Here is a 13,296-nt window from a genome sequence, read left to right as displayed (position 1 = left end):
CCAGAAGCTGAACTAATTAGCTGATTTTTATATGGTTCAAATTGATCCTAAAAAGCTATTAGGAATTTGTAATCCCAAATCCATTCATTTTTTTAAGACTACCTAGCTAACTTACACCAATAGATCTTAAAACCGATTTGGGTTTTAGTCCCAATCAAAAAATCTTCACCACCGTCTTTTACGCCTAGTTTTTTCTTCAGTGTTTCTGAGCCAGTTGCATAATTCCGTGTGATCACATTCACCTTTCCGGAAGGAAATAGCTTTTTGATTTCAGCTTTCTTAGGCTGAACTTCTTGAATCACTTTGAATACTCTAGCAGGGATTTCAGATGGAGCCTCAGATGAAGTGTATAAATGACTATTTGGGTCTAGTTTGCTCAATCCAAAGCGCTCTCCGAAAGTCTTAAATGCCCCAGCCTTTAATATTCCTGAAAATGGCTCAATCAGATAGTTGTCCACATCTCCAAATACGGAACTGCCACTTTCTTCCTTGTATGACTCAAATGAAAAATTGGTTTCTTTGGCTCCTAGATCAATAGCTTCGGTGCCCAAAGGAGATTCAATTCCTTCCTTCCTCCAGTGTAAAAGCAATTCTTTCACTTCATTTTTCACCGAGACTACTTGTACTTTCTGGATATCAGGAAGCTCAGAAAGTGCCTGAGAAATGTCAAGCATTGGCGATAATTTCAGCAAGATTGAATCAGCCTTACTTTTCATCATCTCCCAAGAACTGACTACATCAGGCTCGCAATCCTGGAGTTTATATAGCTTCTGATTGCCTTTTCCCCTGCGTGCTGGATCAGCATAGATCAAGTCAAAATGTTTATCCGTCTGAGCTAAAAATGCTAAACCATCACCTTTTACGATGTCAAATTTCTCAGTTGCCAGCACTTTTAAATTATGTTCCGCAATCTCTGCTAATTCCTCCTGCTGTTCGCAGTAAATGGCTTTCTCAAAATGGTTGCTTAGAAAATAGCTGTCTACTCCGAAGCCTCCAGTGAGGTCTATCATGAGTTTGCCTTTTCTGTCTCTAGCCTTGAATTCAGCAGTTAGCTCAGATGAGCTTTGCTCCAAAGAAATGGATGCTGGAAAAATTAATTGCGGATTGGATACCCAAGAAGGGAGTTTCTTGGCTGCTTTTTGTCGTGCAGAGATCTGTTGCGCCGCAGCTTTTAGATCGAAATCAGTTTTGCCCTGATATCTAAAAAGCAAAAGTGCAGGATCTTCCGTAAGATGATCCTGCACAAATTGTTGGAAGTCGGCCCGATGATAGTGGGTCAAATCCATTAAAACAAACCGTTTGCCAACGCGTATTCAGCGATTTGCACGGCGTTGGTTGCAGCACCTTTTCTAAGGTTGTCCGCTACAATCCACATATTTAGCGTATTTGCCTGAGACTCATCTCTTCTCAAGCGACCTACGAATACCTCGTCTTTTTTATGCGCAGTGATTGGCATAGGATAGATGTTGTTTGCTGGGTCGTCCTGCACGATCACGCCAGGAGCAGCAGCAAGTAGCTCACGCACTTCTGCCAAATCAAAGTCTTCTTTGAATTCCACGTTTACTGATTCAGAGTGTCCGCCCATAGTTGGGATTCTCACTGTAGTAGCAGTTACTTGGATTGTATCGTCACTGAAGATTTTCTTGGTCTCCTTGATCATTTTCATCTCTTCCTTTGTGTAGCCATTTTCTTGGAACACGTCGATGTGAGGAAGTACGTTCATGTCAATTTTATGAGGATAGACCATGTTGGCCTTTTCACCAGCACGCTCAGCCATCATCTGTTCTACCGCTGCGACGCCTGTACCCGTCACAGACTGGTAAGTAGACACCACTACTCTTTTGATGCCGTAGCGCTCACGCAAAGGAGCTAGAGCAAGTACCATTTGAATGGTAGAACAATTAGGATTGGCGATGATCTTATCTTCTTTCGTAAGTTCTTTGGCGTTGATTTCTGGAACGATCAGTTTTTTGGTCGGATCCATTCTCCACGCTGAAGAATTATCGATGACGATAGTTCCTACTTCTGCGAATTTTGGAGCCCATTCTGTAGAAGTGCCTCCGCCTGCAGAAAATATAGCTACTTCTGGTTTTAATGAAACAGCTTCTGCAAGTCCGATGACAGTGTAAGGTTTACCCTTATAGTCAATCTGTTTACCTACAGACCGCTCGCTGGCGACTAATAGAAGTTCGTCAAAAGGGAAGTTGTGCTCTGCTAGCACCTCTAGGATTTCTGAGCCTACCAAGCCGGTAGCTCCTACCACTGCTAATTTCATCAGATATAAAGTAGTTGTTGAAAATTTTTGAAGCACAAAAGTAAGGGCTATAGAATCATTATCAGGCTTGTGATTCAAATATTTTAGCCAAAACTGTAGAAAACTCAATAAAAGTGATGGTTTGAGATCATTTTGATAATTATATTTAGTGTAGACTTTTTAATTGACATGCTTGTGGTTCGCTTATTTTTAATTTGGCAATTCATCTTTTTAGCTGTTTTCACAGTGAGTGAACCTTCGCGAGAATATGCGAGTAATGATATTCAGGATTTTGAAGGTGCTTTTGTCATTGAAAACTATCCTTCTGAGTTTTCGCCTGGCTGGTATGCAAATGAGATAAGAAGTACGTCATCCCGTATTTATCAGGCGAATGGACTTGGCAGAAGTGGAAGCAAAGCCTTAGCAGTTCAGCCAATTTCTACTTTTGATGGGGAAGTTATAGTAAGATTGTCTCCTCAAGAGTTTATAGATCCCAAAGTCCATTTTTGGGCGAGGTCTATGAAAAATGGCACCGGTGATAGAGCCGCACAAGTTTATTATAGTTGGGGGAATCAATTGAATAGTAATTATTCAGGACGAAAAATCTTGGGTGAAGCAAATGAATTTGGGAATGAGGATCAGGAGTTCAGATTATTTGAGCTGATCTTGCCAAATGAATTTGCTGAGGATGCTGAGATTTTTCTCCGTTTGGAAATCCGCTACGGTGCTGGTTCTGGCAGCTGCGCAAAATGGTTGATGGATGATTTCGTGTTTGGAGAATTTTTGGTGGATAAAATTGCCCCAAATGTCACTAGAATTAGAGGGTTTGATGAGCGGGAAGTAGAGGTTCAGTTTAATGAAGCAGTTGATCCTGTCTTTTCTGGCTTTCTGATTAACTATAAGTTGGATGGGCAAGAACCAGTTGCAGTTAAGTTGAAAGCGGACAGTTTGGTTTACTTGACTTTTCAGGAAAAACTAGAATTAGGAAAACAGTATACTTTGCAGATAACCCAAATACCGGATTTGGAAGGAAATTTTCTGCAGGACACATTGATTGCCTTTCAGTTTTTTGATCCTACTTTCATACCTCCCAAAACACTTGTGATTAATGAAATCATGCCGGCTCCTAAAGCTGATTTGGATTTGCCAAATGTGGAATATGTGGAGGTCTTTCATGCTGGTGAATATCCTGTCAGGCTTAGCGGAATTTCTTTGGCAAACTCCAGATCTTCTGTAAATCTCCAAGATGAATGGGTTTTGCCGGGAGATTTTTTGCTTTTAGCACCTGAGAATCAAGCTGTGCTTTTGAAAGGTTTTGGAAAAGTAATTCCTATAAAAAGCTGGCCAACCTTGTTGAACGCTGTTGATCGACTAAGTCTAAAAGATGATCAAGGAAATCTGATTGATATGGTATCTTATTCAACAAGTAGCTGGAGAGGAAGTGAGTTTGCAAATGGAGGATATAGCCTAGAAGTTGCAAATCCATTCTATGCTTGCGAACAAACTGAATTACTAAGGCCATCTATTGATCCGCTTCGAGGTACGCCGGGGAAACAAAATTCTATATTCGATTTGTCACCTGACACTAATCTGCCAGTACTCAGCTCCGCAGAATTCACTTCTCCGAAAAATCTTTTGTTGACTTTTTCCAAACCAATTTTAGCAGTCTTTGATGAAGCAAATTTTGTGTTTGAGCCAAGTCTGCAAATAGACTCTGTCTCACAGCCTAGTTCCAAACAGATTGAATTTCTCTTTTCTTATGAAGTTGCTGCCAATAAAATTTATAGTCTACAAATAAATGGGTTGCTGGATTGCTCAGGAAATGAGTATACTCAAACTGACCCGTTGAAGCTTGTTTTGCCTGTTCAGGCTAAAAAGGGAGATGTGTTGATTAACGAGCTTTTATTCAATCCGAAAACAGGTTCACCCAAATTTGTAGAGTTGATTAATGTGACGGATAATTTCCTTGAAATCAACGATTGGAAGCTAGCTCATCTAGATAACTCTGGTGAAATTGATCAAGTAAAGCTGCTCAATGTGAATTCGTTGGTCGTACCTCCACGAGGTTTTTTGGCCATCACGACTAATCCAGATATGCTCAAGCTTGATTACCCAAAATCTGCATTTGGGAATTTTGCTAAAATAGCCACACTGCCCAGTTACCCGATTGCTGGAGGCACAGTGGTTTTATTAGATTCTGCAGGCACTATTTCCGATTCATTCACTTATTCGGAAGATCTTCACCATCCGCTATTGAGAGACCCGAAGGGTGTTTCACTTGAACGGCTCTCAACGGCTTCAGCGGCTTCTTTGTCTGCCAATTGGCATTCGGCTTCAGCTGTGGAGGAATATGCAACGCCAGGAAGAAAAAACTCTCAAGTGATTTCTGATGAATTTGAAGGGAGTATGGTTCAAATTGATCCAGCCATTTTTGATCCAGAAGGAAGTAATGGGAATACTTTTACAACTATCCGATATGAACTTGACCAGTCTGGTTGGATAGGAAGCTTTAGGCTTTATTCTACAGCAGGTCAGTTGGTCCAGATTTTGGCACAAAATGAAATATTAGGCACCTCTGGCTTATTTACATGGACAGGAACAGATAGTCGGGGAGGAGTCGTAAGGCCAGGTTATTATGTTTTATTGATTGAGCTATATGATTTGTCTGGTCATGTGAAAACAATCCGAAAAACTGTTGTCATTGCGACAAAGCTTTAATTTTTTCTCCTTATATATGGGTTTCAAAAGCAGAAAATGGTATCTTAAGAAGCTTAACACCCCAAAATCATGGAAAAAGACCTAATCACCCAAGCCCTTCAGGCAATTCACCTGCAGAATGGTAAAGACCTTCAAGAGGTTACACAGTATTTAAATATGAAGTATCGAATAGATATTGATCCTTTGGTCCTCCAAGAGAGATTGAAGAAAATGATATTGGAAGAAAAAGCCGTCGCATGACGGTTTTTTTTGCTCTAAAATTATTTAAAGTAGATTCAATTGCTAGAAAAATTATGCTGTGAGTGATATATTTTTGTGGATTCTATATATCCTTGAAATGTGAGATAGAAGTGCTTTTTATATGCGAGGGAGTTATGGGGTAGTGTTTTGATTATCAGCTTTTTGATTGGGGAATAATTGCTTTCTTGGTGAAGTACTAGCTTAGAATTAAAATCAATTCTAAAATTCTTAGTGTATGGATTCACTGAAGAAAGCCTGATTATTAAAAAATAGAGCATGATTTTCATTTAAAAGCCGTCAATGGAATTCTTGGAAATCCAACGCGTAACTGTATTTTAGAGAACTAATTCTAAAAAGAACCGTCCCAATACTATTACCTAATTTTAGCTGGCTATGAGCAAGGAAGAAAAGACCGCATATTCTCAGGATGAATTGAAAGAATTCGAAGTAATAATTTTGAAGAAACTTGAAAGCGCTAAGGAAGAATTACTTTCCTTGAAAGAATCATTGAGCAAAAAGAATGATAGTGGTACTGATTTCACTGCTTCTACTTCGAAATTGCTAGAAGATGGTGCAGATACTTTGGAGCGTGAGAGCCAAAATCAATTGGCTGCAAGGCAGCAGAAGTTTATCTACAACTTGGAGAATGCCATAATCAGGATTAAGAATGGCACCTATGGAGTATGTGTAGACACGGGTAAGTTGATCTCTAAAGAGCGTTTAATGGCTGTGCCTCATACGATGCATTCGATAGAAGCAAAACTTGCCAAAAAGTAAATTTTGGATTTTCTCCACAGGCATATTGAAGCATTGATTTTTTGTGCTCCTTCACCATTACCGAAGGCAGAGATAATTAAGTGCCTTAGTGAAATGTTTGAAGCCGAAATTCCTGATGAGCATGTGATCCAGGCAATTAATGAACTTGGCCAAAAATATCAATCTGAAGAGTTTTCTTTTCAGTTAGAGCATTTAGGAGGAGGGTATCAATTCTTGACTAAACCCGCTTATCAAACTTCCATAGGGATTCTTTTGCGCCAGCAATCACAGAAAAGATTGTCTACAGCTCAGTTGGAGACCTTGTCGATTATTGCTTACAAACAACCGGTTACTAAGGGAGATATTGAGCAAATCAGGGGTGTGAATAGTGATTACTCTGTTCAGAAGCTTCTGGAAAAGGAGCTGGTTGACATCAAAGGAAAATCAGAGGGACTTGGTAGGCCTATATTGTATGGTACATCACATAAGTTTATGGAGTACTTCGGTATCAATTCTCTTAAAGATCTTCCCCAGCCTAAAGATTTTTCACAACCAGATAATCAGATTGGTGAAGAGCGTGAGTAGTTAAGCGATTAGTTTTACTTTGGCTAGTTGAGCAATCAAAAATTTTTTCCCGGATTTTACCTCTTCACATAGAACTCTTGTTCTTCTTGTTTCTCCCTTTTCAAATTCTCTACCAGAGAGTAAAAATCTATTTCCAGGCTTCAGGTCAGACAAGAAAATTACGTCTTGATTGATACCTCTTTCATCGTATTTGCTCATTTCCTTCATGAGAAAAAGGTCGGCTGCAGAACTAGCTTTTGGATTTTTCATATGCTTACGCAAAGGAATTAGCAAGTCAATGGGGAAAAACGAACTCGAAAGCATGGGTGCCATTAATTGTTGGAAAGTTGATTTCCATTGATTTCCGTGAGGAGCAATGTCGATTCCGAACTTGACAAAGGCATGAAGATGCGCGACTTCATGAATATAGGTTAGTAGGAATTGGTAAGGGTTGAGATCTGCGTTAATCGTAATAGTTTGGATTGGTCTATCTCTTCGATATCTGAAGTCTCCAAGCTTAGATTTTCGTGTCGCGGTAGTTTTAAAAGTAAATGGTTCTTTTTCCCAGAGTTCTACCGCATAATTGACAGCAGAGGTAGGAAGTTTTTGTTCTAATATTTGCTTCAGTTGTTCTGAGCTACTCATAAAGAAAAGTACAAAAAAAAGAGTCCCGCTTAAGCGGGACTCAATACATTTAGAAAAGGAAGATTTATTGAGCAGGCTCAACAACCTCAGCCGCCTCAACTACTACAGTAGTATCAGCTTCGATGATGATTTCTTCCTCTACAGCTGGAGTTTCAACTACCTCGATAGTCTCAACGCCTTCTTCTTTAACTTCTTTGTTACCGCAAGATGCTACTGCGAACATGCTAGCGATTGCGAAAATTGCAAATACTTTTTTCATTTTTTGTGGTTTTCTTAATTACAACGCAAATGTATTACAGTTTTGATCAATAAAACAATAGCCGTTCAAATATATTTTATTTGTTTTTGTAAATAATTTTTACCGGAACCCCCTCGAAATCAAAGTTTTCACGAAGACGGTTCTCTAGATATCTCGTGTAGGGCGATTTGATGTACTGAGGCAGGTTACAGAAAAATGCAAACACTGGGTTTCTAGTAGGCAGCTGGGTAGTATATTTAATTTTTATGTACTTCCCTTTCCATGCTGGCGGAGGATATCTTTCGATTTCGGCAAGCATGACATCATTTAGTTTTGAAGTAGAAATACGTCGAGTTTTATTTTCATAAACTTTCACTGCCAATTCAATTGCCTGAAAGATTCTTTGTTTTTCTACCACAGAGGTGAATATGATTGGGATCCATTTATTTTCGCCCAATTTTTCCATCATATCATCTTTGATTTTTCCCATGGTTTTATGATCTTTTTCGATCAAATCCCATTTGTTCACCATGATCATCACTCCCTTGTTATTCTTGATAGCTAAGGAAATCAAGTTCATATCCTGCGATTCTAGACCTCTAGTTGCATCGACCATGACCATGACTACATCAGACTCCTCCAATGTTCTCAGTGATCTCATAACGGAGTAGAATTCTACATCCTCAGTCACCTTGGATTTCTTTCTAATTCCAGCGGTATCCGTAATGATGAAATCCTGCCCAAAAAGTTGGTATCGCGTGTGAATAGAATCTCTCGTAGTACCCGCTTCATCAGTTACAATAGAGCGATCCTTGCCTATTAAGGCATTCAAGAAAGACGATTTCCCAACGTTAGGTCTACCAAGAATAGAAATTTTCGGTGTGTCTGCGTCTGGATCTTCTATTCCTTCATCTTCGAAATGTTTGATCATTTCGTCCAAAAGCTCTCCAGTGCCACTGCCACTTGCAGAAGCAATTGGGTAAACTTCAAAATCGCTTACGCCCAAAGCATAAAACTCATGTGCGGCAAAGCTTTTTTCCATGTTGTCAGCCTTATTAGCGACTACATAGATGGGTTTTTTACTGCTTCTTAGTTCTTTGGCGAATTCACTATCCAGATCTGTAAGTCCAGTGTGACAATCTACAATGAAAAGTATAACGTCCGCTTCTTCGATAGCAAGTTTTACTTGCTTACGAATCTCTGCCTCGTACATGTCGTCTGAACCGGTTACATATCCACCAGTATCAATTACTGAAAAGAACTTCCCGGCCCACTGCGCATGTCCGTAATGACGGTCACGGGTTACTCCACTCATATTGTCTTCAATCGCCTTTCTTTCTTCTACCAGTCGGTTGAAAAGAGTGGATTTGCCCACGTTAGGGCGTCCTACTATCGCTACTATATTTGCCATGATTAGGTTGGGTCGTACCCAAATTTTTTCAGTTTCAATTTATTTTTTCTCCAGTCTTGCTCCACCTTCACGAAGGTTTCGAGGAAGACTTTCTTGCCGAAGAACTTTTCAAGTTCTTCACGGGCTTGTATTCCCACTTTTTTCAGTGCTGCACCTTTGTCTCCAATGATGATGCCTTTTTGGCTATCTCTTTCGACGTAAATGATTGCCCGAACACTGATTATGTTTTTCTTCACTTTGAAATCTTCGATAGAGACTTCAGAGCTGTAGGGGATCTCTTTTTTATAATTTTCAAAGATTTTCTCACGAATAATCTCAGAGGCAAAGAACCGTTCTGATCGATCAGAAAGTTCCGCTTTGTCATAAAACGCAGGATGCTCAGGAAGTCTATCCAGAATTTCCTGCATAATCTTCTCGGTGTTGAACTTCTCGCCTGCAGAAATAGGAATAACTAACTCAGACTTGATTCTGGAAGTCCAGTAGGTAGTTATTTCTTCCAATTGTCCTGGTTTGGCAAGGTCAATCTTGTTGATCACCAATAATACAGGTACGCCAGATGCGTTGATTTTTTCGATTACATGCTCGATATCGGCATCTGTCTCATATAGATCTGTGACGAACAGAATGATGTCGGCATCTTCCAAAGAGATGTTCACGAAGCTCATCATGTTCTTTTGAAGTTCGTACTGAGGCTTAAGCATTCCAGGCGTGTCCGAAAAGACAATTTGATAATTTTCGGAATTCGTCAAACCTATAATTCGGTGTCTAGTCGTCTGAGCTTTGGATGTAATGATCGAAAGTCGCTCACCCACAAGGATATTCATCAATGTAGACTTGCCCACATTTGGTTTTCCTATGATGTTGACAAAGCCCGCTTGATGTTTTGGTGTATCCATTGTAGAAATTTTTTACAAAGGTACTTGATTTTTAGACACTCCTGACGTTTAAAGTGATTTGGCGAAATAAAATTTGGCTTTCTTGTGGGCTGAAGTTCCATGGTCTATCCTAGTGATGTAATCCATTGGTATACAAATAGCTGTCTTTGTTTTAAATGCAATTCTTCATGAGTGAGATGTCCTAGATGACGAAATTTCACATGAAGAATTAAATATTTTTTTGTGTACAGGTTTGCATTACAAAATAAAACGCCTACTTTTGTATCACAATTAGCCGCAAGGGCAGATTTAGATAAGAAAAAAGAAGCTTTAAGCTTTAAAAATATATCGCGGGATGGAGCAGTTGGTAGCTCGTCGGGCTCATAACCCGAAGGTCACAGGTTCGAGTCCTGTTCCCGCTACATTGAAGGACACTAGGAATGGTGTCCTTTTTCTTTTTCAAAAAATCCGTAAATTTTTAGAGTAATTTCTTGAAGAATGGTCGCTGGATCTACTCTGGATAGGTCTAAAGGATTTCTTTACTACACGACGCCGATCAGAAATGATGGGCTTTTTTATTGCCCCAACGTGTTATCAACTAAACTTAGAAGCCCTAGTCTCAATTCATCCTAACCCACTTATTGTACTTATTTCTGTACTCAATTGGTGTGAGGCCAGTGATTTTTTTAAAAGTTGTTCGAAAGGCTTTGGTGTCTGAGTAGCCTACATCGAACATCACTTCGGTGATGTTTTTCATGGTGGTTTCAAAACTGCGCTTCGCGGCCTCTACTTTCACTCGTTGGATATATTCGAGCACGGAGTTATTGGTTACCCGTTTAAATCTACGCTCGAAGCTTCTACGACCAACTGCGACTTCATCCGCTAGCACATCTACGGTAATGCGTTCTTCCAGCCTTCTTTCTATGTATTCTTGTGCTTTTTTCACAGCTTCATCCTGATGGGATTTTTGGCCGTTGAATATGGAGAAAGCAGTCTGACTATCTCTGTCTATGTCTATTGCGAAATATTTTGCTGTCAAAATCGCTATTTCCCTATCTGCAAATTTTTCCACCAAATGCAGTAGTAGATTCCAGTATGAATTTGCTCCACCACTGGAATATATTCCGTTTTCTTCTGTGACAATAGCCCCATCCTGAACGTCCACTTCAGGATAAAGCTCTCGAAATTGATTTGTAAATCCCCAATGTGTAGAACATTTTTTACCATCAAGCAGGCCAGTTGCTCCAAGCAGAAATGCGCCTACACAAAGCGAAGCAATTTCGGTCCCAGATTCATATTGAGCTTTGATCCAGGGAATATACCCTTCATTCGCTTTTATAGCCTGTTTCATGTCTCCAAAAAGTGCTGGAATCACAACTAAATCTGGTGATGTAGCCGTAAGCAAAAGCTGGTCGGGGAATACGGAATAACGTTTGTCGTTTAATTTGACCTCTGGGTTCAGGCCTACAAGTTCAACGTGAAAAAGTGGATCTCCTCCAGACTTGACCATAAAATCATTAACAGCTGAAAAGCAGTATTGAGGATCCGCAATTGCTTGCAAAACAGATTGTTCTGGAACGAGAATGGCAATATTTTTCATGTGAGAATAATTGATTTTATTTGACCACATGGAATCTTACCTAGTTAATAATCAGCTCAGTGCATTACGCTAAGTTAGGCTCGATTTCATAACTTGAATTTAATGTTTCCTGTCGTATTTCGCCCATCATTTGTCTGAATTGAACAGGCTGGTTCAGTCAATCACTAGATACTTTTGTAAAGTAAATTTTTATAAAAAATCAGAAGACCATGACAACTACTCAAAAAATCAAAATTACCGTAAAGACAATAGTTGATTCTCCATTAGAAAAAGTCTGGGATTACTTTACGCAGCCCAAGCATATCATACATTGGAATAATGCCTCCCCTGACTGGCATTCACCTAGTGCAGAAAATGACCTGCAGCCCGGCGGGAGTTTTACAACTACAATGGAAGCTAAGGATGGTAGTATGGGCTTCGATTTCGGAGGTGTATATCAGGAGGTGCAAAAGCATTCGTTTTTCTCGTACATCATGGATGACGGGCGTCAGGCGGCAGTTTCATTCAAAAAGGTACCTGATGGAGTAGAAGTCACTGAGACTTTTGATGCTGAGATGGAAAATTCGATGGAAGTGCAAAAAAGTGGCTGGCAGTCTATTTTAGATAATTTCAAAACTTACACAGAATCAGATGCAAAATTGGTTCGATTGAATTTTCAGATTTTGATTAAGAATACTCCTGCAGAGGTTTATAGAATAATGCTGGAAAAGCCGACTTATGAAGAATGGACCGATGTCTTTTCTCCAGGTTCTACCTACATCGGCTCTTGGGAAAAGGGAAGCAAAATCCTTTTCGTCTCTCTAGGTGAGGAGGGAAATCAAAATGGTTTGGTAAGTAAAGTTGTGAAAAATGAGCCAAATAAGCACATCGATATCGAACATCTCGGCGAACTAAAAGAGGGAGTGGAAATAATGGAGGGAAAAGAAGTAGAAATGTGGAAAGGCGCTCACGAGAAGTATACTTTTGAAGGACAAGGAGATAATACCTTACTCTTGATTGACTTGGATTCCTCTATGGAATTTGATGATTATTTCACGGGGATATGGCCAAAAGCTTTAGACAAACTCAAAGAAATCTGCGAAAAAAGAAATGGGTAATCAACATGTTAATGCGCTGAATAAGCCCATCTACCCATGTTTGTGGTTTGATGGGAATGCAAAAGAAGCTGCGAAATTTTATTGCTCTGTGTTTTCGGATTCAGCGATTGTTGACGAAAACCCAATGGTGGTGACTTTTATCGCCGCTGGCCAAAAATTTATGTGCCTCAATGGCGGTCCACAATTTAAGTTTACGCCAGCGATTTCATTTTATACGATTGTTCAAAATGAAGTGGATATTCAGGAAGTGTGGGATAAACTGATTGTTAACGGACGAGCGCTGATACCTCTAGATACTTATCCTTGGAGCCAAAAGTATGGTTGGTTACAGGATGAGTTTGGAGTCACTTGGCAACTCACAATCGACAAGCCTGAGTTTTCTGACCAGAAATTCATCCCGGCTTTATTGTTCTCTGGGACTAATTTTGGAAAAGCCGAAGAGGCAATTAATTTCTACACGAGCATCTTTGAAGATTCTAATATCAAGATGATTTCTAGATATGGAGCAAATGATGCTAATGGCCAAGATGGGTCTATTAATCATGCGCAGTTCGAGCTGAATGGAAAGTTATTTGCAGCGATGGACAGTGCGCTCGTGCATGATTTTGATTTCAACGAGGCACTTTCATTTGTAATAGAATGCAGGGATCAGGATCAGATCGATTATTTCTGGGAGAAATTGGTAGAAGGAGGGAAGGAAAGTCAGTGTGGCTGGTTGAAAGACAAATTTGGTGTTTCTTGGCAGATAGTCCCTGAAATTCTTTCTGAATTAATGTCAGATCCCGAACGATCCGGTCGAGTGGTTCAGGCTTTTATGAAAATGAACAAGTTTGATATCGAGGAGCTTAAAAATGCTTAAATGAAAAAAACCACCTCTGTCAAGGTGGTTTTTTTTAAT

At 39.8% G+C, this 13,296-nt stretch carries 13 protein-coding genes and 1 tRNA gene; 7 read left to right on the top strand and 7 right to left on the bottom strand.

Annotation, left to right across the window (positions count from 1 at the left end):
* Positions 1-98: 98 nt before the first annotated feature.
* Positions 99-1,286 carry a THUMP-like domain-containing protein gene (locus BM291_RS15545; protein WP_092899057.1) on the bottom strand — a complete coding sequence of 396 codons (1,188 nt, stop codon included), beginning with the start codon at positions 1,284-1,286 and terminating at the stop codon, positions 99-101.
* The gene (locus tag BM291_RS15540; RefSeq protein ID WP_092899106.1) at positions 1,286-2,275 is read right to left on the bottom strand and encodes an aspartate-semialdehyde dehydrogenase; all 990 of its coding nucleotides are present in this window, start codon (positions 2,273-2,275) and stop codon (positions 1,286-1,288) included. The genes BM291_RS15545 and BM291_RS15540 overlap by 1 nt, the downstream gene beginning before the upstream one ends.
* A 225-nt stretch (positions 2,276-2,500) precedes the next feature.
* Between BM291_RS15540 and BM291_RS15535 the strand changes: the two genes are divergently transcribed.
* The 4 genes from BM291_RS15535 to scpB all read left to right on the top strand — a co-directional run bounded on the left by BM291_RS15535 (position 2,501) and on the right by scpB (position 6,553).
* The gene (locus tag BM291_RS15535; protein WP_175499725.1) at positions 2,501-4,972 is read left to right on the top strand and encodes a lamin tail domain-containing protein; all 2,472 of its coding nucleotides are present in this window, start codon (positions 2,501-2,503) and stop codon (positions 4,970-4,972) included.
* Positions 4,973-5,041: 69 nt separating this feature from the next.
* Positions 5,042-5,212: a hypothetical protein gene (locus tag BM291_RS22070; protein ID WP_175499724.1), complete on the top strand. Its 171-nt coding sequence runs from the start codon at positions 5,042-5,044 to the stop codon at positions 5,210-5,212.
* A gap of 393 nt (positions 5,213-5,605) precedes the next feature.
* Positions 5,606-5,989 carry a TraR/DksA family transcriptional regulator gene (locus tag BM291_RS15525; protein ID WP_092899051.1) on the top strand — a complete coding sequence of 128 codons (384 nt, stop codon included), beginning with the start codon at positions 5,606-5,608 and terminating at the stop codon, positions 5,987-5,989.
* Positions 5,990-5,992: 3 nt separating this feature from the next.
* Positions 5,993-6,553 carry an SMC-Scp complex subunit ScpB gene (scpB, locus tag BM291_RS15520; RefSeq protein WP_092899049.1) on the top strand — a complete coding sequence of 187 codons (561 nt, stop codon included), beginning with the start codon at positions 5,993-5,995 and terminating at the stop codon, positions 6,551-6,553.
* Here the strand turns inward: scpB and BM291_RS15515 are convergent, their stop codons facing one another.
* The 4 genes from BM291_RS15515 to era all read right to left on the bottom strand — a co-directional run bounded on the left by BM291_RS15515 (position 6,554) and on the right by era (position 9,722).
* Positions 6,554-7,177: a SprT-like domain-containing protein gene (locus tag BM291_RS15515; protein ID WP_092899047.1), complete on the bottom strand. Its 624-nt coding sequence runs from the start codon at positions 7,175-7,177 to the stop codon at positions 6,554-6,556.
* A gap of 64 nt (positions 7,178-7,241) precedes the next feature.
* Positions 7,242-7,436: a hypothetical protein gene (locus BM291_RS15510; RefSeq protein ID WP_092899045.1), complete on the bottom strand. Its 195-nt coding sequence runs from the start codon at positions 7,434-7,436 to the stop codon at positions 7,242-7,244.
* Between the two features lie 76 nt (positions 7,437-7,512).
* The gene (gene der, locus BM291_RS15505; protein WP_092899042.1) at positions 7,513-8,826 is read right to left on the bottom strand and encodes a ribosome biogenesis GTPase Der; all 1,314 of its coding nucleotides are present in this window, start codon (positions 8,824-8,826) and stop codon (positions 7,513-7,515) included.
* A gap of 2 nt (positions 8,827-8,828) precedes the next feature.
* Complete coding sequence (era, locus tag BM291_RS15500) at positions 8,829-9,722, bottom strand: GTPase Era (RefSeq protein ID WP_092899040.1); 894 nt, start codon at positions 9,720-9,722, stop codon at positions 8,829-8,831.
* A 328-nt stretch (positions 9,723-10,050) separates the two neighbouring features.
* On the opposite strand from era, the gene BM291_RS15495 reads away from it, so the two are divergent.
* Positions 10,051-10,123, top strand: a tRNA-Met gene (locus BM291_RS15495).
* A 197-nt stretch (positions 10,124-10,320) separates the two neighbouring features.
* On the opposite strand, the gene BM291_RS15490 is transcribed toward BM291_RS15495, so the two are convergent.
* Complete coding sequence (locus BM291_RS15490) at positions 10,321-11,301, bottom strand: GlxA family transcriptional regulator (protein WP_092899104.1); 981 nt, start codon at positions 11,299-11,301, stop codon at positions 10,321-10,323.
* Between the two features lie 209 nt (positions 11,302-11,510).
* Between BM291_RS15490 and BM291_RS22475 the strand changes: the two genes are divergently transcribed.
* Both BM291_RS22475 and BM291_RS15480 read left to right on the top strand, forming a co-directional pair.
* Positions 11,511-12,398, top strand: a complete 888-nt coding sequence (locus BM291_RS22475) for an SRPBCC domain-containing protein (protein WP_092899038.1) — start codon at positions 11,511-11,513, stop codon at positions 12,396-12,398.
* The gene (locus BM291_RS15480; protein ID WP_245786896.1) at positions 12,391-13,257 is read left to right on the top strand and encodes a VOC family protein; all 867 of its coding nucleotides are present in this window, start codon (positions 12,391-12,393) and stop codon (positions 13,255-13,257) included. The genes BM291_RS22475 and BM291_RS15480 overlap by 8 nt, the downstream gene beginning before the upstream one ends.
* The last annotated feature ends 39 nt before the right edge of the window (positions 13,258-13,296 follow it).

Origin of the sequence: Algoriphagus aquimarinus, from assembly GCF_900112005.1 — a bacterium.
GTDB classification, from domain to species: domain Bacteria; phylum Bacteroidota; class Bacteroidia; order Cytophagales; family Cyclobacteriaceae; genus Algoriphagus; species Algoriphagus aquimarinus.
This window is presented reverse-complemented; position numbering and strand designations above follow the sequence as displayed.